The organism is Gemmatimonadaceae bacterium (assembly GCA_035533015.1).
Classification (GTDB): domain Bacteria; phylum Gemmatimonadota; class Gemmatimonadetes; order Gemmatimonadales; family Gemmatimonadaceae; genus JAGWRI01.
The window spans coordinates 177140-198739 of sequence record DATLUQ010000051.1 but is presented as its reverse complement, the minus strand read 5'-3'; the positions used below and the strand labels follow the sequence as shown (position 1 = coordinate 198739).

19 protein-coding genes are annotated in these 21600 nt (G+C 68.6%); 16 read left to right on the top strand and 3 right to left on the bottom strand.

What is annotated here, in order from left to right:
* Positions 1-21: 21 nt before the first annotated feature.
* The 9 genes from aroB to VNF92_10725 all read left to right on the top strand — a co-directional run bounded on the left by aroB (position 22) and on the right by VNF92_10725 (position 9369).
* A complete protein-coding gene (aroB, locus tag VNF92_10765; protein HVA58363.1) occupies positions 22-1089 on the top strand; it encodes a 3-dehydroquinate synthase in 1068 nt (355 codons plus the stop codon).
* 30 nt (positions 1090-1119) lie between these two features.
* The gene (locus tag VNF92_10760) at positions 1120-1317 is read left to right on the top strand and encodes a hypothetical protein (GenBank protein HVA58362.1); all 198 of its coding nucleotides are present in this window, start codon (positions 1120-1122) and stop codon (positions 1315-1317) included.
* A 315-nt stretch (positions 1318-1632) separates the two neighbouring features.
* Positions 1633-2514: an RNA polymerase sigma factor RpoD/SigA gene (locus VNF92_10755; protein HVA58361.1), complete on the top strand. Its 882-nt coding sequence runs from the start codon at positions 1633-1635 to the stop codon at positions 2512-2514.
* A gap of 124 nt (positions 2515-2638) precedes the next feature.
* Complete coding sequence (locus VNF92_10750; protein ID HVA58360.1) at positions 2639-4096, top strand: FAD-linked oxidase C-terminal domain-containing protein; 1458 nt, start codon at positions 2639-2641, stop codon at positions 4094-4096.
* Positions 4093-5241: an FAD-binding oxidoreductase gene (locus VNF92_10745; protein ID HVA58359.1), complete on the top strand. Its 1149-nt coding sequence runs from the start codon at positions 4093-4095 to the stop codon at positions 5239-5241. The genes VNF92_10750 and VNF92_10745 overlap by 4 nt, the downstream gene beginning before the upstream one ends.
* The gene (locus tag VNF92_10740; GenBank protein ID HVA58358.1) at positions 5238-6530 is read left to right on the top strand and encodes a heterodisulfide reductase-related iron-sulfur binding cluster; all 1293 of its coding nucleotides are present in this window, start codon (positions 5238-5240) and stop codon (positions 6528-6530) included. Before VNF92_10745 ends, VNF92_10740 begins: the two co-directional genes overlap by 4 nt.
* 60 nt (positions 6531-6590) lie before the next feature.
* Positions 6591-7277 carry an HAD-IA family hydrolase gene (locus tag VNF92_10735; protein ID HVA58357.1) on the top strand — a complete coding sequence of 229 codons (687 nt, stop codon included), beginning with the start codon at positions 6591-6593 and terminating at the stop codon, positions 7275-7277.
* Positions 7274-8356 (top strand): glycine cleavage T C-terminal barrel domain-containing protein, encoded by a 1083-nt coding sequence (locus tag VNF92_10730; protein ID HVA58356.1) that lies wholly within the window; start codon positions 7274-7276, stop codon positions 8354-8356. The genes VNF92_10735 and VNF92_10730 overlap by 4 nt, the downstream gene beginning before the upstream one ends.
* Complete coding sequence (locus tag VNF92_10725; GenBank protein ID HVA58355.1) at positions 8329-9369, top strand: NAD-dependent epimerase/dehydratase family protein; 1041 nt, start codon at positions 8329-8331, stop codon at positions 9367-9369. The genes VNF92_10730 and VNF92_10725 overlap by 28 nt, the downstream gene beginning before the upstream one ends.
* A gap of 59 nt (positions 9370-9428) precedes the next feature.
* Here VNF92_10725 and VNF92_10720 read toward each other — a convergent pair whose 3' ends face one another.
* Entirely contained in the window at positions 9429-9671 is a 243-nt protein-coding gene (locus tag VNF92_10720) for a hypothetical protein (protein ID HVA58354.1), read from the bottom strand.
* Between the two features lie 371 nt (positions 9672-10042).
* Here VNF92_10720 and VNF92_10715 point away from each other — a divergent pair, with 371 nt between their 5' ends.
* From VNF92_10715 to VNF92_10700, 4 genes are read left to right on the top strand one after another with little or no spacing between them, the layout of a single operon-like run.
* Positions 10043-12154: a molybdopterin oxidoreductase family protein gene (locus VNF92_10715; GenBank protein HVA58353.1), complete on the top strand. Its 2112-nt coding sequence runs from the start codon at positions 10043-10045 to the stop codon at positions 12152-12154.
* A 60-nt stretch (positions 12155-12214) separates the two neighbouring features.
* On the top strand, positions 12215-13684 hold the full coding sequence (locus tag VNF92_10710) for a sigma 54-interacting transcriptional regulator (GenBank protein ID HVA58352.1): 1470 nt from the start codon (positions 12215-12217) through the stop codon (positions 13682-13684).
* 10 nt (positions 13685-13694) lie between these two features.
* Positions 13695-14216, top strand: coding sequence for a GNAT family N-acetyltransferase (locus VNF92_10705; GenBank protein HVA58351.1), 522 nt, complete (start codon positions 13695-13697; stop codon positions 14214-14216).
* Between the two features lie 4 nt (positions 14217-14220).
* Positions 14221-14841, top strand: coding sequence for a cytidylate kinase-like family protein (locus tag VNF92_10700; protein HVA58350.1), 621 nt, complete (start codon positions 14221-14223; stop codon positions 14839-14841).
* Positions 14842-14852: 11 nt separating this feature from the next.
* On the opposite strand, the gene VNF92_10695 is transcribed toward VNF92_10700, so the two are convergent.
* Together VNF92_10695 and VNF92_10690 are read right to left on the bottom strand one after the other, a co-directional pair.
* Positions 14853-15962 (bottom strand): hypothetical protein, encoded by a 1110-nt coding sequence (locus VNF92_10695; protein ID HVA58349.1) that lies wholly within the window; start codon positions 15960-15962, stop codon positions 14853-14855.
* 84 nt (positions 15963-16046) lie between these two features.
* A complete protein-coding gene (locus VNF92_10690) occupies positions 16047-17264 on the bottom strand; it encodes an MFS transporter (protein ID HVA58348.1) in 1218 nt (405 codons plus the stop codon).
* 204 nt (positions 17265-17468) lie between these two features.
* On the opposite strand from VNF92_10690, the gene VNF92_10685 reads away from it, so the two are divergent.
* The 3 genes from VNF92_10685 (at position 17469) to VNF92_10675 (ending at position 21595) form a co-directional block, all read left to right on the top strand.
* Positions 17469-18749, top strand: a complete 1281-nt coding sequence (locus VNF92_10685) for a VWA domain-containing protein (protein HVA58347.1) — start codon at positions 17469-17471, stop codon at positions 18747-18749.
* 136 nt (positions 18750-18885) lie between these two features.
* Positions 18886-19551, top strand: coding sequence for a hypothetical protein (locus VNF92_10680; GenBank protein ID HVA58346.1), 666 nt, complete (start codon positions 18886-18888; stop codon positions 19549-19551).
* A gap of 70 nt (positions 19552-19621) precedes the next feature.
* Positions 19622-21595 carry an ABC-F family ATP-binding cassette domain-containing protein gene (locus VNF92_10675; GenBank protein ID HVA58345.1) on the top strand — a complete coding sequence of 658 codons (1974 nt, stop codon included), beginning with the start codon at positions 19622-19624 and terminating at the stop codon, positions 21593-21595.
* Positions 21596-21600: the final 5 nt, after the last annotated feature.

The following is a 21600-nucleotide window of genomic DNA, read 5'->3' as shown; positions in this document are numbered from 1 at the left end:
CGCGCCCGCCGGAGTTCGTCCGTGATCGACACCGCATATCGCGTGCACGTCCTGCCGGGCGCGCTGGACGCCATTGGCGGTGTGGTGCGAGTGGCGGCCCGGGCACACCGATACGCGATCATCACCGACACCAACGTCGGCCCGCTGTACGGCGCGCGCGCCCGCGCGGCGATGGCGGGCGCGGCGTGCGAAGTGTTCGCCATCCCGGCTGGTGAACGGCATAAGACGCGGGCCACCTGGGCCCAGGTGACCGATCAGATGCTCGCCGCCGGCTTCGGCCGCGATTCGGCGGTCATCGCCCTCGGCGGCGGTGTCGTGGGCGATCTCGCCGGATTCGTGGCCGCCACATTCATGCGCGGGATCCCGTTCGTCCAGACGCCGACGAGCCTGCTCGCCATGCTCGACGCCTCCATCGGCGGCAAGACCGGCGTCGATACGCCCGCCGGCAAGAATCTGGTGGGCGCCTTCCACGAGCCCGCCGCCGTCCTCACCGACCCGGCTCTGCTCGCCTCGCTCCCGGTAGAGCACTACCGCGCCGGACTTGCCGAAGCACTCAAACACGGCGTGATCGCTGACGCCGCGCATTTCTCGGCCGTGGCCGTCACGGGCGCCGAGTTGCGCCACGGCCGCCCCGACGACCGTTCGATGAGCGCGCTCATCGCCCGCAGCGTCGAGATCAAATCGGCCGTCGCCGCTGGCGATTTCCGCGAGTCCGGACGCCGCAAGACGCTCAACTTCGGGCACACCATAGGCCACGCCATCGAACATCTGAGCGGCTACTCCCAACTGCACGGCGAAGCGGTGGCCATCGGTATGTGCGTGGAAGCGGCTCTCGCCGAACGGATGGCGATCGCCGAGCCCGGCACGGCCGATCGCGTTCGCGCCGCGTGCGAGGCGACGGGGCTGCCTAGCAGTCGTCCCGCCGACATCGATCCGGAAGCCATCGTCCGCGCCACTCACGGCGACAAGAAGGGCCGCGCCGGCCGTGCGCAGTACGCCCTGCCCACGCGCATCGGCGCCATGGCGTTCGGCGATTACGGATGGACTGCGCCGGTGGACGACCGGCTCGTCCTCGCCGCGCTCGCCTGATCACGTGGCGACGAACCCCCACTGGAGATCATGCCCGTGTCCCGCTCCGCCGTGACCCTCCTGTTGCTCGCCGCGATCATCGTTGCCTTGGCCGTGGCAGCACTCCTCCTCGACGTGCCGGTGCTCGTGATCGCGGTTGGCGTTGGTGTATTCGCCGGCATGCTCGCCGCCTTCGCGGCACGTACGCGGCGCGCGAGTGCAGGCGGACCGAACAAATCCAGTCCTTGATCGCGACACTGTCTCAGAAATTGCCGACGGAGTTCCAGCGCGGGAGCAAATCGGAGTCATCTTCGGGCGATGTTCGGAAAAGATGACCGAAAGATATTTGTTTAATGCGGCCAGATGATTTCAACTGTAAATTTCTGCCACATATTGGGTTAGGCTTACAGACAGATGTTTTTCAGCGCTGTGCCCGGATGGCCGCTGTTGACGCCTCCGGACGGCGACGTTAACGTGCCCGTCCCTGCTAGTCGCCGGCGCGATGCGAGCCTTCTGCGCTCGTTCCCACCTTTCGCTTTCGTGATAGGGGCGTGTATGGAGCAAGTGACCGAGACCAGGTCCAAGGGATATTTCCGCTCGTCTCCCTCCTCGGCGTTCGACCAGTACCTGCAAGACATCCAGAAACTCCCCCTCATTGATGACCCGCAGGAAGAGCGACGACTTGCCCGTCGCGCTCAAAAAGGTGACGAGAAGGCCGCCGAGCGGCTCGTCACGGCGAACCTCCGCTTCGTCATCTCGTACGTGAAGAAGTACCAGGGCCACGGCCTCGATCTCAGCGAACTCGTGGCGATCGGCAACGAAGGACTGCTCAAGGCCGTCCGCAAATTCGATCCCGATCAAGGCGTCAAGTTCATTTCGTACGCCGTGTGGTGGGTGCGCCAGGCGGTCCTCAAGGCCCTGGCCGAGCAGACGCGCTCGGTGCGCATTCCGCTCAATCAGAATTCGCAACTCATCCGGCTCGCGCGTGCCGAGACCGTGCTCGCCCAGGTGCTCAAGCGCGACCCCACCGAGAATGAGATCGGGCGGCTGCTCGAGGAAACGCCCGAAGCGATTCGCTCCGCCAAGCAGATGTCGGCCACCGAAGTCTCGCTCGACGCGCCGATCGATCGCTCCGACCGCGAAGCGTCCACGCTCGGCGAACGCTTTGCCGGAGTCGACGGTACCGAGATCGAAGAGGTGACCGACTACAAGTTGATGCGCGAGTTCATCGACCGGGTGTTCCGCAAGTACCTCACGCCGCGCGAACGGAAGATCCTCTATCTCTACTACGGCCTCGAGGAAGGGAGTGAGGCTATGACGCTCGAGAAGATCGGCGCGCTCATGGGCGTCACACGCGAGCGCATCCGCCAGATCCGCGAGCGCGCATTCGAGAAGCTGCGCGAGAGTCCCGACGGCCGCGCGTTGTGCGGCTTCTGGGCCGCCTAGCCGACCCGGCGTGACCAGCGAATCGGCCCCCGGCGCACCCACGCCGGGGGCTTTTTCACCCCGTCGTCGGGCGCTCGAGTTATCATGAAATGCATGCGCCCAATGGCATCGCCCTGTCGTGCCGATGACCGCCACCGCTGACCCCGGCCACGGCCACGTCGACGCCGCGCTCGTCGCCCGGCTAGCTGGCATCGTGGGCAAGCGTCGAGTGCTGTCCCGCGACAGCGAACTCGTCGCGTACGGGTCGGACGGCCTGCCGTCCTATCACGCGCGGCCGGCCTGCGCCGTCTTTCCGGGCACGCGTGACGAGGCCGTGGCCGTGGTGCGCGCCCTGGCTGCCGCGCACGTGCCGTTCGTGCCGCGCGGCGCGGGCACCGGACTCTCCGGCGGCGCACTCGCCGACGGCGTCGTGCTGCTCGGTCTCAACCGGCTCACGCGCATCCTGTCGATGGACCCTGAGAACCGGTTGGCCGTGGTCGAGCCGGGCGTGGTCAACGTCGCCCTGTCCCGCGCCGCCAAACCATACGGCTTATACTATGCCCCCGACCCGTCCAGTCAGGCCGCATGCACGATCGGCGGCAATGTGGCCGAGAATGCCGGCGGCCCGCACTGCCTGAAATACGGCGTCACGACCAACCACGTCGTGGCGCTCACGGTGCTGCTCCCCGACGGCGAGATCCTGCCACTGGGCCGCGCCGACGGCGAGGCCGAGGGCTACGATCTGGTGGGCGCGTTCGTCGGATCCGAGGGTTGCTTTGGCATCGCCCTCGACATCACGGTGCGGCTCACCCCGGAGCCACAGGCCATCCGCACGCTGCTCGCCGATTTCACCACGCTCGACGCGGCGGCGCGCACCGTGTCGGCCATCGTCGCGAGCGGCATCGTGCCGGCGGCGCTCGAGATGCTCGACGCGCCCACCATTCGGATGGTCGAGGCCTCCATCTATGCCGCCGGCTATCCGGTGGACGCAGCGGCCGTGTTGCTGATCGAGCTCGACGGCGCACTGGCCGGGCTCGAACAAGATGTGGCCGCCGTGGACGCCATGTGCCGCGCCGAGGGCGCACGGGCCGTTCGGGTGGCGCGCGACGAAGCCGAGCGCGCCCGTCTCTGGCAAGGACGCAAGAAAGCATTCGGCGCCATGGGCCGGCTCTCGCCGCACCTCGTGGTGCAGGACGCCGTGGTGCCGCGCACCAAGCTGCCCCAAGTGCTGTCGCGGATTCAGGAAATCGCCGCGCACTGGCGCGTGACGGTCTGCAACGTGTTTCATGCCGGCGACGGCAACGTGCACCCCAACATCGCCTACGATGCCAACGACCCCGACGCGACAGCCCGCGTGCACGGGGCCATGCGCGACATCATGGAGACATGTATCGCCGCTGGCGGCACCATCACCGGCGAGCACGGCGTGGGCGTGGACAAGCTCCCCTACATGGACCGCATCTTCTCGGCCCAATCGCTCCGCGCCATGTGCGACCTGCGCGACGTGTTCGATCCCGAACGACGCAGCAACCCCGGCAAGGTCGTGCCCGTGCATAGTTGCCGGGAATGGCACATGGCGGCTTCGGCCCGCCGGGCTCCGTGACGACGACCACCGCCGAGATCGCCGAGCGCATACGCGACGCAGCCGCGCACGGCACGCGGCTCCGCGTCATCGGCCGCGGACACTGGCTCGCCGCCAACCGGCCGGTGCAGGCCGACGCCACGCTGCCGCTCGACGGGTACTCGGGCATCGTCGACTACGTCCCGGGAGACTTCACGCTCACGGCGCGCGCCGGCACCACGCTGGCCGAGATCGCACGCGCGGCCCGCGACCAGGGACAGTGGCTGGCGCTCGACCCGCTGGGCAGCGACGAGGGAAGCATTGGGGCCACAGTAGCCACGGCATCCCATGGACCGCACGCCACCGGCTTCGGCACGCCGCGCGACCATCTGCTCGGCCTCGAGTTCGTGACCGGCGCCGGCGACGTGGTCCGCGGCGGCGGACGTGTCGTGAAGAACGTCGCCGGGTTCGATCTCGTACGACTGTCCACCGGCGCCTGGGGCACGCTCGGCGTCATCACCGAGGTCACGGTGCGCCTGCGCGCGCTCCCGGCCGAGCAGCAGACGTTGGCGCTCGCTGTGGATGAAGACGCGCCCATCCTCGAGCGGCTCACCTCCGGGCTGCGCGGGCTGGTCACAGCCCCGCTCGCCTGCGAGTTGCTGAGTGGGGTATTGGCGGCGCGGATCGGCCTCCCGGAGCGGCCCGTGCTCGCCGTGCACATCGGTGGCAACGCGGAGTCCATGCGCGCGCAACGCGATGCGTTGGCGGGGCTCGAGGCCGGCGCGTTCGCCCCGGCGGACGACGCGCTGTGGACCAGGCTACGCGCCGCCGGCGCCGGGGCCGCCGCGACCTGGCGCCTGTCGTACCGTCCGTCGCGCTTCGCACACACCTGGATCGAAGGCCGCGAGTCCATTGCGCCTTTCGCCGGCGCGTGGATGCACGGGAGCCCGCTGCGCGGCGCGGTGCGCTACGCCGTGCCGACCGACGCAGCCGAGCCGGGATCGCCAGAGCGGCTCCTCCGCGCCCTCACGCAACCGTTCGACGGTGTGCGCATTGGCGAGACGCTTCCCGCTCGGGCCTGGTCGGTGCTGCCCTCGCGGGCAATGGACCGGCTCTCGCGCGGGGTGCGTACGGCGTTCGACCCCCGCGGCATCCTCAATCCCGGCATCCTGGGAGCCTCCGAATGACGGCCAGCGGCGCGACGGCCTGCGCGCTGCCCGGCAGCCCTCTGGCGGAGGCGCGCGCCGGTCTCGACGCCTGCGTGCACTGCGGCTTCTGCCTGCAGAGCTGCCCCACCTATCTCACGCTCGAGGACGAGAACGACAGCCCACGGGGCCGCGTGGTGCTCATGCGGTCGATGTTCGAGGGTACCCTGTCACCCGATGATCAGGCCGTGCGAACGCATATTGATCGCTGCCTCGGGTGCCGGGCCTGCGAGACGGCATGCCCGTCGGGAGTGCCATACGGGCAGCTGCTCGAAGCGACGCGCGCCACGATGACGGCGCGGCATCCGCAACCGCTTGTCGTGAGAATCATTCTCGGCGTCTTCTCGCGGCCGGCATTGCTGCGCCCCGCCATGGCCTTGGGACGGATGCTGCGCGATAGCCGCATCGCTGCGGCGCTCGCGCGTCTCCCGGGACGCATCGGGTTCGCCTTTGCCATGCTCGACACCACGCGCGTGCCACTGGCCCGTTGGCCGTACGACGCGCCGGAGGCGGGTGAGCGCGGCCGGGTGTCCTTGCTCGATGGCTGCGTGATGGAGGGACTGTATGCCGGGACCAACCGCGCCACGGCGCGCGTGCTCGGCGTGAACGGATACGCCACGGCGGCGGCGCCCGGCCAGCGATGCTGCGGCGCTCTGCATGCGCACGCCGGCGATCTCGAAAGCGCAAGAGCGCTAGCGCGCGTCAACGTGGCGGCGTTCGAACGTTCAGGCGCGGATTTCATTGCCGTGAACTCGGCCGGGTGCGGCGCCATGTGCAAGGAATACGGCCACTTGTTGGCCCATGACCCCGTGTGGGCCGAGCGCGCGGCCGCTGTGGCCGCGCGGGTGCGCGACGTGAGCGAATTGCTGGCCGACGCGGGACCGGTGCCGGCGCAGGGTGCGGCGATGCGCGTGGCCTATGACGCCGCCTGCCATCTGCTCCATGCGCAACGGGTCGCCCTCCCGCCGTTGCGCGTGCTCGCGGCGATCGGGGGACTCGAATCCGCGCCGTTGGCAGACGCCGATCAGTGCTGTGGCGGCGCCGGCATCTACGGCCTGGTCCAACCGGTGGTGTCGAACCTCGTGCTGGCGTCGAAGATCAGTGACATCCGTGCGTCCGGGGCCCAGTGGGTGGCGACCGGGAATCCCGGCTGCCTGATGCAGATCGGCGCCGGGTTGCAGCGCGGGGGCGTGCCCTGCCGGACCGTGCATCCGATAGATCTGCTCGACGCGGCGTACGCGGCCGACCGCGGGCCGGCGCCGCGTGGCTAGGAGGCCGCACGCGCCCATTCCTCGGTGGCGACGAACCCGCCTTCCATATTACATATTCGCATGCTCGATGCGCTGATGCTGGAGTTGGAAGGTGTGGTGGTCGAAACGCGCGCGGCGCGGTTCGATGCGCTGGCCCGGGCGTTGGCGGACGACAGCGTCGTGGCGCTCCCGTCGAACGCGTCCGACGCACTGCTCGGCCTCCCGCCGAGGGACGCCGCGGCCATGGCGATCTCGCTGTTCGGCCTGGCGCGTGACGCCACGGCGATCGACCTCATCGGCCTGCGCGCCGACCGTTACTTCACGGAGCGCATGAGCCGTGGCGTCACGCTGCGTGAAGGGGTGCGCGTGTTGGTCACGATCGCCCACGCCAGGTCGAGGTTGGCGCTCGTGACGCGGGCCGGCCGGGCCGCGGTGGATCTCGTGCTGGGGCTCTCGGGCATGCACGATGCATTCGAGGTGATCGTGTGCGCCGACGACGTGGTCGACAACAAGCCCGCCCCGGAAAGTTATGCGCGCGCGCTCGCGCGCTTACAGAGCCGCCGTCCGTTGTCACGCGAACGCGTGCTGGCACTGGAGGACGCGAAGCCCGGCATTCTCGCCGCGCGCGCCGCTGGCGTGCGCTGCCTGGCGGTGGGCGACCTGCCGGCCCATCAGGCGGTGGAAGCGGACGGGCTCGTCCCCTCGCTGGCCGACGCGGGACACGATGTGCTGTCCGAACTCGAGCGCTGGGCGCACGAGGCCGCATGACCAGGGAGACCATCGCCGGCACGATCACGCCCGCCCACCCGGCATTGCAGACCATCCTCGGCCAGCCGGTGGTGCTCACGTATAGCAACGTGGACGCCGAATACGCCGCTCTCACGCAGCGGGCTGGTGTGGTCGACCGCAGCCATCGGGCGCGCGTCCGCGTCAACGGCCCCAAGGCGGCGGAGATGATCGCCGGCCTGGTGACCAACGACACGCTCGCCCTCCCGCCCGGCCAGGGGCAGTACGCCGCCGCGCTGTCGCCCAAGGGCAAGATCATTGCCGACGTGCGGATCTTCGTCCAGGACAAGAGCGTGCTCACCGACACGGGCGCGCGCGCGGCGGACGGATGGCGCACCATGCTCAAGAAGTATGTGAACCCGCGCGTGGCGCCCCATGTCGACGAGTCGGCAACCACGCGCGCTCTTGGGGTGTTCGGCCCCACGGCACGCCACGTGATCGAGACGATGACAGGGGTGAACAGCAGCGCGCTCACCTTGCTCCCCGCATACGCCCACGTCCAGGTGGAGGTGGACGGGGCCGTGATGATGATCGCGCGGACACCCGAACTGCTGGTGGACGGGTTCGAACTGTTCGCACCGACCGATGCATTCGATGCCCTGTGGGGGCGCGCGACGCGCGCCGGTGCCGAACCCTGTGGGCTCTCGGCGTGGGAGGTCGCGCGCGTCGAGGCCGGACGTCCCGAGTGGGGCCTCGACATGGACGACACCACGCTGACGCAGGAAGCGAACTTCGACGAGCTGCAGGCGATCAGCTACACCAAAGGTTGCTACGTGGGACAGGAAGTCGTGGCGCGCGTGCACTTCAAAGGCCATGTGAACCGGCATCTGCGCGGCCTGCGGGCGCCTGAAACCGCGGCCCCACCACCGGGCGCCACGCTCGTCGACCCGGCGGGCAGCGACGTCGGGGACGTGCGCACATCGGTGAAGTCCCCGCGGCTGGGCTCAATCGCCCTGGGAATGGTGCGGCGCGAAGTGGAACTCGGCGCGACCCTCACGACGCGATGGGACGGTGGCGAGGGACGCGTGGAGGTGTGCGCGCTTCCCTTCCCGCCCGCGTAGTGCGCGCGCTGGTCACCGGCGCCACGGGAATGGTGGGGCGCCACATCGCCGAGCGGCTGCTCGCCGACGGATGGACGGTGCGGGCGCTGGTGCGTGAACCGCAACGGGCGCAGCCGCTGGCCGAGACGGGGGTTGAACTCGCTCGTGGCGACGTACTCGATGCGCAGGCGTTCGCGACCGCCGCGGCGGGGTGCGACGTGCTGTTCCACGCCGCCGCGGAGATCATGACCCGCGGATGGGAGTCGTACCGCCGTGTGAACGTGGACGGCACACGCAACGCGATTTCGGCGGCGGCCGGCTCTGCAGCGCGACTGATGCAGGTGAGCAGTGTGGCGGTGTACGGATCGGAGACGCGTTACCTGGGGGAGAACCGGAGCGGCAAGACGAGCGAGGACCTGCCGTTGATGCCGTTACACGAGCGCAACTATTACGCGCGCAGCAAGCGGGAGTCGGAGGCGTTGGTGATGGCGGCGCACCGTGCTGGACGGATCTGGGCAACGGCGGTGCGGCCCGATGTGATCTACGGCCGGTACGACCGCCAGTTCGTGCCGCGGCTGGCGCCGCTGCTGCGGTTCGGCGTTGTGCCACTGTTGGCGGGGGGCCGGTCGACGCTTGCCGTGGTGCATGCGGCGGCGGTGGCCGACGGCGCCGTTCGCGCGGCGACGAGCGACTCGGCGGGGGGCCGGGCGTACAATCTCGCCAACGACTTCGAGGTGACCGTGCGTGAATTCTTCGCGTTCGGCGCGCGCGGCCTCGGGGTCGCGCCGCATTTCCTCCCGGTGCCGCTCTGGCTGGCGCGCGGCGGCCTGCGGGCAGCCAAACGGACCGCGCGGGTCGTGACGTTGGGCCGGGTGCGCATCGGCGGCGCCACAGCCGTGGACTTCCTGACCCGCGACAACCCGTTCACGTCGGAGCGGGCGCGGCGCGAATTGGGGTGGGCGCCTCCCGTGCGCCCCGAAGACGGCGTGGCCGACGCGTTCGCTTGGTGGAAGGCGCATCCCGCCGGGGCCTGAACGCATACGGGCGCGGCCTCACGGCCGCGCCCGTATACAAGAACAAGAATGAACGGCGATTAGCCCTTCTTCGTGCTATCCTTCTTCTTCGTGGTATCCTTCTTCACCGTCGTCGTCGTCGTGGTGGTGGTCGTTTTCGTCATCGTGGAGTCTTTCTTCGTCGTGTCCATGCTCATCGCCGACGTATCAGCGGGCGCAGGCACGGCGGCGGGCGCCGCGGCAGCAGTGTCGGCGGCGGGTTTCGATTGCGACGAACAGGCAGCGACCGCGAACACCGCGGCAACAAGGGCCAAGCGCTTCATTGAAAATCTCCTGAGAGAATCGGGGGTGAACGACAGGCGCGTAGCACCGCTGCACGCGAGGAAGAGGTGCTCATGCTTCTGCGGGCTTTAACTTACGGACGCCAGAATCGCTGTCAAGTCCGCTACCCCGCACCCAAGTGACGGCGCCACAATGGTTTCGTCCGCGCCTCCAGATGGTCCCAGACCGTTGCGGAGGGGATGAGCGCATGTTCCCCCCATGGAATTTTCGAGCAGGTTCGTAACCTGCTGGCCACAAAAGAGTTGGCAGGACAAAGAAGTCTTCGCGCCTCGACGGATACACGTACGACAACGGCATTGCGCGGCCCCCGACCAGCCCTAGGTTGCGGTTGACCCGTCATCACCAACGCTAGATGCCCACGCCTGCCGCATCGTTCGCCGCTCCCCCGCTCACCCAGGATGGGGTCGTGCGCGCCGCCTGTCCGCATGATTGCCCCGACACGTGCGCGATGCTCGTCACGGTCGAGAAAGGACGCGCGGTGCGGGTCGCCGGCGACGCCGAGCATCCATTCACGAACGGATTTCTCTGCGCCAAAGTGAATCGCTACGTCGAGCGGACGTACCATCGGGACCGCCTCACCCAACCGCTGCGCCGCGTGGGGCCGAAGGGCGCCGGCCGGTTCCAACCAGTTTCGTGGGACGAAGCGCTGGGCGAGATCGCGGCGCGGCTCTCCGCCATTGCGCGATCAACCGACGGCCCGCAGGCGATCTTGCCGTATTCCTACGCCGGCACGATGGGCATGCTGCAGGGCTCGTCCATGGACCGCCGATTCTTCCACCTGCTCGGCGCGTCCAAACTCGACCGCACCATCTGCGCCATGGCCGGCACGATGGGCATGCGCATGACCGTCGGTGCCAACATTGGCGCCGACGCAGAAGGCATCCCGGAGAGCGACCTCGTCTTGTTGTGGGGCACCAACACGCTCACCTCCAACCCCCACCTCTGGCCGTTCATCCTGCGCGCACGTAAGCGAGGCGCGCGCGTGGTCGCGATCGACCCCATCCGCACGCGCACCGCGGCGCAATGCGACGAGTGGATCGCCATTCGGCCGGGCACCGACGCCGCGCTGGCTCTCGGCATGATGCACGTGCTGTTCGCGCGTGGGCTCGACGACGCCGACTATCTCGCCCGCCACACGCTCGGTGAATCCGAATTGCGCGCGCGCGTCGCGGAGTATCCGCCCGCTCTCGTGGCGTCGATCACCGGGGTCGACGCGCCGGTGATCGAGCGCCTGGGCGACGCGTACGGACATGCCCGGGCGGCGTTCATTCGCGTGAACTACGGGCTGCAGCGGCATGCCGGCGGCGGGATGGCCGTGCGGACCATCGCCTGTCTGCCCGCCGTCACCGGACACTGGCGGCGCGCCGGCGGCGGCGTACAACTGTCGACGAGCGCCAATTTCGAACTCAACAAGCAGGCACTCGAACGCCCCGACCTCTCGCCGCCGGTGCGCACCATCAACATGATCCGCCTCGGCGATGCCCTCACCCGACCGGACGCCGGCGTGGGCGGTCCACCGGTGCGGGCCCTCGTGGTATACAATTCCAATCCCGCCGCGGTGGCTCCCGATCGCAACGCCGTGCTCCGCGGCCTGGCCCGCGACGACCTGCTCACCGTCGTCCTCGAGCATTTCCAGACCGACACCGCCGACTGGGCCGACTACGTGCTCCCCGCCACCACGCAACTCGAGCACTGGGACGTGCACCTGGCCTATGGCCACCATTACATAACGCTCAACAGACCAGCGATCGCGCCAGTCGGCGAGAGCAAGCCGAATACCGAGATCTTCCGGATGCTCGCGCGCCGGATGGGCCTCGAACACGACGTGCTGCACGACGACGACCTCTCGCTGATGCGCCAGGCGCTCGACACGCCGAGTGACAAGTTGCGCGGCGTAACCTTCGACGCGCTACTCGAGCGCGGATGGATGCGCCTCAACGTGCCACGGCCGTACCTGCCGTTCGCCGACGGTGGGTTCCGCACCCCGAGCGGCAAGTGCGAGTTCTATTCCGCCCGGATGAAGGAGATGGGGCTCGACCCCCTGCCCGCGTACACGCCGCCTTACGAAAGCCCCGAACGCGACCCGGCGCTGGCCGAGCGGTATCCGCTTGTGCTCATCTCGTCGCCGGCCCACGAGTTTCTCAATTCGACATTCGTCAACGTCGATGCGCTGCGCCGTGGGGCTCGCGAGCCCGAGTGCATACTGCACCCGGCCGACGCCGAACGCCGCGGCATCGCGTCGGGTATGCGCGTGGCCGTGCACAACGACCGGGGCGCATTCACCGCCGTGGCCCGCGTGGAGCACACCATCCGCGAGGGCGTGGTGTGGGCGCCCTCCATCTGGTGGGGGAAGCTCGCGGAGGACGGCGCCAACGCCAATCAAACCACCTCGCAACGCGAGACCGACATGGGGCACGGGCCGGTGTTCTACGACAACCTCGTGGACGTCGCGTTGGCCGACTGACCGCCCCTTGCGCGCCTTTGCCCGGCGTGGCTGATTCCGATTCATGCACCGGAGTTCCCCGTGACGAAGCTCCCTGAGACCCTCGGCGCGCTCAAGCGCTCCCCCGCTGGCGTGCCGGAACGGGCGCTGCGCTCGGTGAAGGACGAGATGCGTCAGAATCTCCTGGCGCGGCTCTGCACCGACGTTCCGCTCTTCGAAGGCGTGCTCGGCTACGAAGACACGGTGATGCCGCAGATCGTCAATGCGATCCTGTCCCGGCACAACTTCATCCTGCTCGGCCTCCGCGGACAGGCCAAGTCGCGCATTCTGCGTGCGCTCACCACGCTGCTCGACGACGCCATGCCGATCGTCGCCGGAAGCGAGGTGAACGACAATCCGTTCGCGCCGATCTCGAAATATGCCCGCACGCTGATCACCGAGGCGGGGGACGACACGCCCATCGCCTGGGTGGGACGCGAGAATCGCTACGTGGAGAAGCTGGCCACGCCCGACGTCACGATCGCCGACCTCATCGGGGACCTCGATCCAATCAAGGCGGCGCGTGGCGGACACCTGCTGTCCGACGAGCTGACGATTCATTACGGCATGCTGCCGCGCGCCAACCGCGGCATCTTTGCGCTCAACGAACTGGCCGACCTGGCCGGCAAGGTGCAGGTGGGCCTGTTCAACGTGATGCAGGAAGGCGACGTGCAGATCAAGGGCTACCCGGTGCGGCTGGCCCTCGACGTACAGCTCTGCTTCACCGCCAACCCCGAGGACTACACGGCACGCGGCAAGATCATCACGCCCCTCAAGGACCGCATCGGCAGCGAGATTCTCACGCACTACCCCGAGACGGTGGCCCTCGGCATGACGATCACCGAGCAGGAGGCATGGACGGCGCGTGACCACCGGCCGGTGCGCATTCCCGATTTCGTCGCCGAGCTCGTGGAACGCGTCGCCTTCGCAGCGCGCGCCGACCGCCGCGTGGACAAGCGCTCCGGCGTCTCGCAGCGCATGCCGATCTCCGTGCTCGAGAACGTCGTCTCCAACGCCGAGCGGCGCGCCGTGGCCACCGGCGAGGCGGAGATCGTGCCGCGCGTTTCGGACGTGTACGCCGCGCTCCCCGCGATCACGGGGAAACTCGAACTCGAATACGAAGGTGAGCTGGTGGGCGCCGCCACGATCGGGCGCGAACTGATCCGGAAGGCGGCGGACGAGACGTTCGAGAAGCGGGCCGGCGGCGTGAATGTGGACGAGATCGTCATGTGGTTCGACGAAGGCGCGGCACTGCTGGTGACCGACGACGCCAAACCCGACGTCGTGCTCCAGGGGTTCGATGTCGTCCCGGATCTCGTTCGCATCGTGCACCACACGGGGCTGGCGGCCGACGACGACCCGGCCCAGTCGGTGGCGGCGTGCGAACTCGTGCTCGAGGCACTCGTCGCGCGGCGGCGTATCTCGCGGAGCGACGGCGGGCGGTATGCGCGCGCCGTGCCCGAGCAGCGGCGCCGCCCCAATCAGGACTTCTTCGGCGGTGGACTCGGCTAGGCCGGACCCGATGACCACCTCCCACGCCGAGCACGCCGTCGCGCCGTCCATCGGCGCCGGGCTCTCCGTGCGGGAAGCCACGGCCGGGGACGTCGACACGGTCGCCACACTCCGCCTGACGCTGTTGCGCGAGTATGCAACGCATCCCGTGTACGGCCGGCTCCACGCCGAAGCCGAGGCGCGCGCCGCCGAGCTGTGCGCGCGACAGCTCGCCTCGGAGCGCGACGCGTTCTTCATCGCCGAGATCGACGGCATCGCGGTGGGGCTCCTCCGCTGCTCCGAGTCGCTCGCCTCGCCGCTCCTCGAGGTGGAGCGGTTTGCGTACCTGTCGTCGGTGTACGTGCGGCCCGCCTTCCGGCGTGCCGGCGTGCTGCGCGCGTTGCTCGCCCGAGCCGACGCCTGGTGCGGCGAACGCGGGCTCACCGAGATGCGGCTGCACAACGTGCCCGACCACGCCGCGGCCGCGGCGTGGACTGCCCTCGGCTTCGACGTCGTCGAAGAGGTGCGGACACGCTCGCTCGCCGGGCGCTGACCGGATGGCCATCGTCACCATCTCGCGAATGTTCGGCTCGGGAGGCTCCCAGGTGGCCAAGCGGGTGGCCGATACGCTAGGGTGGGACCTGCTCGACGACGCGGTCGTCGACGCGATCGCCGAGCGACTCGGCCTCACGCGGGCCGAGGTCTCGGCCCGCGAGGAGCGCGTGCCGTCGCTGGTCGAACGGGTGGCGGCGGCGCTCACCCTGAGCGTGCCGGAGATGCTGCCCGTGGCGGACGGCACGCTTCCGCTCACCGAAGAACGGATCGTGGCCGTGACCAAAGCGGTGATCGAGGAAACCGTGCAGAAGGGGCACGCCGTGCTCGTGGGGCGCGGCGCCCAGTCCCTGCTGGCCAACCGTCCCGACGCCTTGCACGTCTTCTGTTACGCGCCACGTGCAGCACTCGCCGCATTCGTGATGACCGACCGCGGCGTGTCGCACGAGGAAGCCCTGCGCCTCGTGGATGAGACCAACCGCCAGCGCGAGCGGTACGTGCGCCAGCACTGGCATCGCGAGTGGCGGGCCGCGGAGAGCTACGATCTGTGCGTCAACACGGGCACGCTGGGCATCGAAGGGGCGGCGCGGCTCGTGATCGAATTGGCGCGCGATCGGTTCGGCTAGTCCGCGGCGCCTTACCGGCGCCGTTTGAGGCGGGCGAGCCAGCCCTCCACTTCATCGGGAAGCAGGAGGTTGTCCGAGATGCGGGCGATCTCGTCGGCCTCCTTCCACGCGGCTTCCAGCATCGCCAATTCGCCCTCCAGAGCGCGCCGCTCGGTGTCCTCGTGCAGCGTCATTTCCAGCGCCAACCGCATCGGCTTGGGAATTTCCTTGATTCGCCGTCCCTTGGCGGCCAGAGCTTCCGAGCCGGCAATCGCGCGCGGCGCCTGGGTGCCGAACAGCCGGTGCGGGCTGGCGTCGTCCTCGATCAGCCTCACGGCCCGCTGGACGTCGTCCTTGCCCGCACCGCTCATGTTGATCTTGGGCAGGATCTTGCCAGCCACGCGAATCGCTTCGTCGCCCACGAACAGGGCGCTCGTCTTGCGCTTCCCGGTCGCCGCGTGCGGCACGCGTTCCGTGTATTCGAGGCGCGGCAGAGGCGGATCGCCGAGCCGCCGCGGCTCGTCGGGGAGCACGAACCTCTTGCGCGACACCGGCACGCGCAGCGCCCACCCCAACGGGTTGTCGTCGGCGACCAGATTGACCTTCGCCACCTGCTCGGCCTCGAGCACGAGCGGCTTCTCCATCCACGGCATCGGCACCTTCACGCGGCCGAAGGCGCGCCGATAGATCTGCGCGAACAGTTGCGGCGTCTGTCCCAGGAAGGCACCGCCGCCGATCGCGTAGAGGCCGAGCGCCGGGCCCACCACATAGATGCCGGCCACCGCTGCCACGCCGACGCCCGCGTACGTGTAGTACCGGCGCCGGCGGTGCCCGAACTGGTCGCCGTAGCGCCACGCGGCCATCTCCGGCCGGTCGGGCCGGCCGATGCGCACCAACTCCAGCCCTTCGCTCACGCGCGCCAACCCGATGTTATCGGTGGAGGCGCGCAGCTTCGTGTCACGGAACGCGCGCTCGCACTCCTCGATCGCTTCCCAGCGTTCCTCGAGCGGGCTCAGGTTCCAGCGCTCGCACTTGCGGCACACCACCCACAGGCGGCCGGTGGTGGCGTCGAACGCCAGGCGGCGGCCCACCGGGAAATGCTCGATCACTTCGTTGCTGCCGAGGTTCGAGTTGCAGAACAAGCAGGTGGAATACAAGCAGACTGCTCTTGGATGAATGCCGACGGCTCACGACGCCGGGCATTCGGCGGGCCGCGAACGGTGGGCTTAGAGGGTTCTCATTTCCGGGCTCTTGCGGAACGCCCACATACAATACGCCAGAATGATGGCCGCGGTGCCAGAAATGGCCAGTTGGTCGCCCAGGCGTTCGGCGATCGTGCCGGCGATCAGGGAGCCGACCGCTTGCGACAGACCGACGACCACGAACGAGTAGGCGGCCATGAGGCGCCCGCGCATGTCGTCGGGCACGATCGATTGCAGGATCGAGTTGGCCAGCGCACCGCTCACGATCATGGCGAAGCCCACCACGAACAGCACGGGGTACGCCATGGCCGGGGTGTACACGAGCCCGAACAGCACGAGGAGCAGCGCATAGGCCCGCGTGCCGTGCTCCCAGAGACGGCCCCGCTCGAAGTTGCCCCCGACCGCGGCCAGCCAGAGCGCACCGCCCAGGCCGCCGACCCCGACACAGGCCAGCAGCAGGCCGTAGCCGCCGGCGCCCATGTGCAGCCGGTCACGCGCCACGACCGGCATGAGCGTCAGGTACGGCACCCCGAGCACGGAGTACACGGCCACCACCTTCAGCATCGCCGCCACCGGCTTCGTGTCGCGCAGGTAGCGCACCCCTTCCACCGCGCCGGCCAGCGGTGACGCCACGGGTGCTGCGGGCCGCCATTCTGGAATTCGTATCATGTACAGCGCGATCAATACGGCCACGTAGCTCAGCGCATTCAGCCCGAAGCACCATGAGATGCCGAGCTGGGCGATCGCAGCGGCGCCGAGCGCCGGCCCCACGATGCGCGCCAGGTTGAAGCCGCTCGAATTGAGGGCGATGGCGTCGCGCAAGTCCTCACGGCCAACCAACTCGACCATCAGGGACTGCCGCGCCGGGATCTCCACGGCGTTGATGAGGCCGTTCGCGAAGGCCAGCACGACCAACCACCAGACCGTGGCTGCGCCCGACCACGAGATCCACCACAGCGCGACGGCCTGCACGAGAAAGAGGATCTGCCCCACCTGCACCAGCTTGAGTCGGTCGCTGCGGTCCACGAGTACGCCCGTGAACAGCGAGAAGCCGACGATGGGCCACGATGAGGCGGAAGCGACGAGGCCCACCACGAACGGGCTGTTCGAGAGTTGGAGGGCGAGCCACCCCAGTGCCATCGTCTGCATCCAGGTGCCGACGAGCGACAGCGTCTGACCGAACCAGAACAGCCGGAAGTTCCGGTGCTTGACCAGGGCCCGAAACGGATTCGCCGTCGGCATCCAACCAATATACGCCGACTCGGCTCGGACCGAGCCGCCGGCGGACGCTCGCGCTGAGATGGCTTCCGCAGTCCTGACCTCGACCGTGACCGCAGCGTCCACGATCCGGCCGACCCGGAATTCACGCACCACCACGCCTCGGATACTGACCCGGCTTGGCACTCCTTCCCGGCCGCGGGTATTGTTGGAGAGAGGAGCCCGCGGATGCGATTCCACACGTATACCAAGTTCAGTCCTGAAGCCGCCGACCAGGTGGACCTCCAGGCCCTGCTCGACAAGCTCGCCGATTTCCTGCTGCAGTCTGGATTTGCCGGCGACAACCTGCCCTTCCAGGGCAACTTCGAGTTCAACGAAGAACGCGACCGCTCTCTCGACGCCCTCCGCCAGGCGATCCTCAATGCGCTCATCGAGAGCGGACAGTTCACCCCCGAGATGCTCGAAGCGCTACGCGGCGAGGGAGACGAGGCGGCACAGGCCAAGCTCGCCAAGCTGCTCGACGAACTCGTCCAGCGCCTGATCGACGAAGGGTTCCTGAACCTCGAGGCCCCGCCTCAGATGCCGGGCGGCCACCAACCCGTCGAGGGGCCTGGCAGTCTCGCCCAGGCGGCAGCCCGCGACGTCCAGTTCAACCTCACCGAGAAGGGCATCGACTTCCTCGGCTACAAGACCCTCCGTAGCCTGCTCGGCTCGCTCGGCAAGTCGAGCGCCGGCAGCCACGAGACGCCACACCTCGCCACCGGCATCGAGTCCGACGGCTGGAGCAAGCCTTATGAGTTTGGTGATGTACTCAACCTGGACGTGAACGAGACGCTCAAGAACGCCCTCGCCCGCACGGGCAAGCTCGAGGTGCCGATCGACCTCGACTACGGCGACCTCATGGTCCGCCAGGCCGAGTACCGCTCGTCGTGCGCCACGGTGCTCATGCTGGACTGCTCGCACTCGATGATCCTCTATGGCGAGGACCGGTTCACGCCGGCCAAGAAGGTCGCGCTGGCCCTGACCCACCTCATCCGCACGCAGTTCCCAGGCGACACACTCAAAGTGGTCCTGTTCCACGACTCGGCCGAGGAGATCCCGATCGCGACGCTCGCGTCGGCGCAGGTCGGGCCGTACCACACGAACACCGCCCAGGGACTCAAGTTGGCTCAGCGCCTGCTGTTGGCACAGAAGAAGGACATGCGGCAGATCGTCATGATCACCGACGGCAAGCCGAGTGCGCTCACGATGCCTGATGGGCAGATCTACAAGAATGCCTTCGGCCTCGACCTCACGGTGATCACCGAGACCCTCAAAGAGGTGGCGCGATGCCGGCAGAGCGGGATCGTGATCAACACCTTCATGCTGGCCCGCGACCGTGCCCTGGTGGAGTTCGTGAAGCGCGTCTCGGAGATCAGCCGCGGCAAGGCCTACTTCACCACCACGCTGACCCTGGGGCAGTTCATTCTGATGGACTTCCTCAAGCGGAAGACACGCAAGGTCTCGTAGCCGCCTGCGAGCGCCTCCGGGATTAGGTTTCGGGGCCCGGCAATCCGCACGCCCCCTATTCCTGATGCCACGGTCACCATCCACCGCCGCGAAGTCCACGTCCGCCGCCCGGTCCCGCGCATCGCGCGTGGACGTAATGGCGGCACGCGAGTTCTCGCGGCGGCTGCGTGCCTGGTACCGCCGCAGCCATCGCGACCTTCCGTGGCGCCGCACGCGCAACGCGTACGAGGTGCTCGTGTCGGAGTTGATGCTCCAGCAAACGCAGGTGTCACGCGTGCTCGAGTTCTATCCTCGATTTCTCACCTCCTTCCCGACCGTTCACGAGTTGGCCAGCGCGACGCCGAGGCGCGTCCGGGAGGCGTGGGAGGGGCTCGGCTATTACGCGCGGGCCCGCAATCTGCACGCATTGGCCAAGCACGTCACGGCGAACGGCCACGGTGTGCTGCCGGCCCATCCCGATGAGCTCCGCGCCCTGCCCGGCGTCGGCGCGTACACCGCCGGCGCCGTGGCGAGCTTTGCCTTCGAGCGCCGGACGGCTGCCGTGGACACCAACGTCGCCCGGGTGCTGACCCGCGCGTTCGCACCCAAGCGCGACCCCAAGCGGCCTCGCGATCTCAGCATCCTGTGGTTGATTGCCGAACGGGTGCTCCCCCGCACCGGTAGGGCGACCTGGGTGCACAATCAGGCCCTGATGGAACTCGGAGCGCTGGTGTGCACGGCGCGCGTGGCGCGGTGCGAGGCATGCCCCGTCCGCAACGTCTGCAAGACGGGACGCAAATGGAATCGGCCTTCGGCCGGGTGAGCCACATGACTCACGTAGCGGGCACTTCTGGCGCTGCGGCAGGCCGCCGCGCCGCACGGTATCCCAACCGATGACCCTCATCTCCTTCTCCGGCGTGGGCGTCGATTTCGGCGCCACCATGCTGTTCTCCGACGTCACGTTCACCGTGGGAGCCGGCGACCGGTGGGGCATCGTCGGCCGCAACGGCACCGGCAAGACAACGCTCTTCCGCTTACTCACCGGCGAGATGGAGCCCACCCGCGGTGCGATCGCACGGCAACCCGGCACGCGCGCATCGCTGCTCGAGCAGCATCGCGACTTTGGCGAGGCGATCACGGTGTGGGAGGCCGCGGCCGGTGAGCTGCACGAGCTCCTCACCCTCGAGCGGTCGCTGGTGGACCAGGCCGCCGCCCTCGCCCACGACTCCTCACCGGCGGCCATGGATCGTTACGGCCGCGACCTCGAACGGTTCGAGCACGAAGGCGGATACGCCGTTACGTCGCGCATCGACGCGGTGCTCCATGGGCTCGGGTTCGACCCCGCGAAGGCGCGCACGACTCCCGTCGGCGTGTTGAGCGGCGGCGAACGCGGCCGGCTGGGGCTGGCCCGCCAATTAATGAGCAACGCCCAGGTGTTGCTCCTCGACGAACCCACCAACCATCTGGATCTCGAGACCACGCAGTGGCTCGAACAATACATCAAAGACATCGACAAGACGGTGCTGCTGGTGAGCCACGACCGTGCCTTCCTGGCCGGCACCGTGGACCACGTCCTGCACTTCGAGGGCGGATCGGCCACGCCATATGCCGCCGGCTATAACGCCTTCGTGCAGCAGCGCGCAGAACGCCGGCTCACGCAGCAACGCGCCTTCGAGCAGCAGCAGCGCGTGATCGCTCAGGAGAGCGACTACATCGCGCGCAACCTCGCCGGCCAGAACACGCGCCAGGCCAAGGGACGACGCAAGCGGCTCGAGCGACTGCCGCGCCTGAGTGCCCCGGTGGAAGGCGACGACGCGATGGCGCTGCGCTTCGATGTGCACCAGCGGGGCGGCGACCGCGTGGTGCAGGCTACCGACGTCACGGTCAAGGTGGGCGACCGCGTGCTCGTGGAACACTTCAACGGTACGCTCATGCGCGGCGACGTCCTGGGACTTGTCGGCCCCAACGGGGCCGGCAAGACGACCCTCATCCGGGCGCTGTTCGGGGAGCATCCGGTGGCCGGCGGCGAGCTGCGTATCGGCAATTCGATCGACGCCGGCTGGTACCGTCAGGACCTCTCGCAGGTGCCACTCGATAAGACCATCTACGGCGTGATCGAGGATCTGCGCCCCACCTGGGAACGACGGTTCGTGCAGGGGCACCTCGGACGGTTCGGCTTCTCGGGTGACGAGGTGCAACGCCGCGTCGACACACTGTCGGGCGGCGAGCGCGCCCGCGTGGCGCTCGCCATGCTCATGCTCTCCCGGGCCAATCTGATGGTGCTGGATGAACCCACCAACCACCTCGACGTCGAATCGATCGAGGCGCTGGAAGACGCCGTCGACGCCTACGACGGCACGGTGATCCTGGTGAGCCACGACCGCGAACTGCTGCGCGCGTTGACCACCAAGGTGTGGGTGCTGCATGAGCGGCACATCACCGAATTCAACGACGGATTCGCCGACTGGGAGGGGGTGAGCGCCGAACGCGCACACGCCGCCTCGGTACGCGCGGCCGAGGATCAGGCGCTACGTCGGGTGCACGAGCGCAAGCGCGTCACGGCCGGCAAGCGGGACCAAGCGGGCGTATCCGATCGGCCCGATCCCCGCAAGCTCCTGCGCGCCGCCGAGCGCGAACTCGGCGACGCTGAGGCGGATGTCGAGCGGGTGGAGGCCGAGGTGCAGTCCCTTACGACGGCGCTCGAGGATCCCGGACTCTATGCCCGGCCCGATGGAGTGGTGGAGGCCAGACGCTTGGGGGTCAGTTTGGAGACGCGAAAGCGGACGCTGGACGCCGCGCTCGCGCGTTGGACCGCGGCCAGCGAGAACTTCGAGACGCTGTCAGCGGCCACGGCGCGCGACGCGTAGCCGCG

Coding starts and splice junctions, on each gene's coding strand:
- VNF92_10690 (HVA58348.1), bottom strand. CDS start 17,264: ATGCCGACGGCGAATCCGTTTCGGGCCCTGGTCAAGCACCGGAACTTC.
- VNF92_10720 (HVA58354.1), bottom strand. CDS start 9,671: ATGAAGCGCTTGGCCCTTGTTGCCGCGGTGTTCGCGGTCGCTGCCTGT.
- VNF92_10735 (HVA58357.1), top strand. CDS start 6,591: ATGCTCGATGCGCTGATGCTGGAGTTGGAAGGTGTGGTGGTCGAAACG.
- VNF92_10700 (HVA58350.1), top strand. CDS start 14,221: ATGGCCATCGTCACCATCTCGCGAATGTTCGGCTCGGGAGGCTCCCAG.
- VNF92_10730 (HVA58356.1), top strand. CDS start 7,274: ATGACCAGGGAGACCATCGCCGGCACGATCACGCCCGCCCACCCGGCA.
- VNF92_10760 (HVA58362.1), top strand. CDS start 1,120: ATGCCCGTGTCCCGCTCCGCCGTGACCCTCCTGTTGCTCGCCGCGATC.
- VNF92_10750 (HVA58360.1), top strand. CDS start 2,639: ATGACCGCCACCGCTGACCCCGGCCACGGCCACGTCGACGCCGCGCTC.
- VNF92_10685 (HVA58347.1), top strand. CDS start 17,469: ATGCGATTCCACACGTATACCAAGTTCAGTCCTGAAGCCGCCGACCAG.
- VNF92_10680 (HVA58346.1), top strand. CDS start 18,886: ATGGCGGCACGCGAGTTCTCGCGGCGGCTGCGTGCCTGGTACCGCCGC.
- VNF92_10675 (HVA58345.1), top strand. CDS start 19,622: ATGACCCTCATCTCCTTCTCCGGCGTGGGCGTCGATTTCGGCGCCACC.
- VNF92_10705 (HVA58351.1), top strand. CDS start 13,695: ATGACCACCTCCCACGCCGAGCACGCCGTCGCGCCGTCCATCGGCGCC.
- VNF92_10740 (HVA58358.1), top strand. CDS start 5,238: ATGACGGCCAGCGGCGCGACGGCCTGCGCGCTGCCCGGCAGCCCTCTG.
- VNF92_10715 (HVA58353.1), top strand. CDS start 10,043: ATGCCCACGCCTGCCGCATCGTTCGCCGCTCCCCCGCTCACCCAGGAT.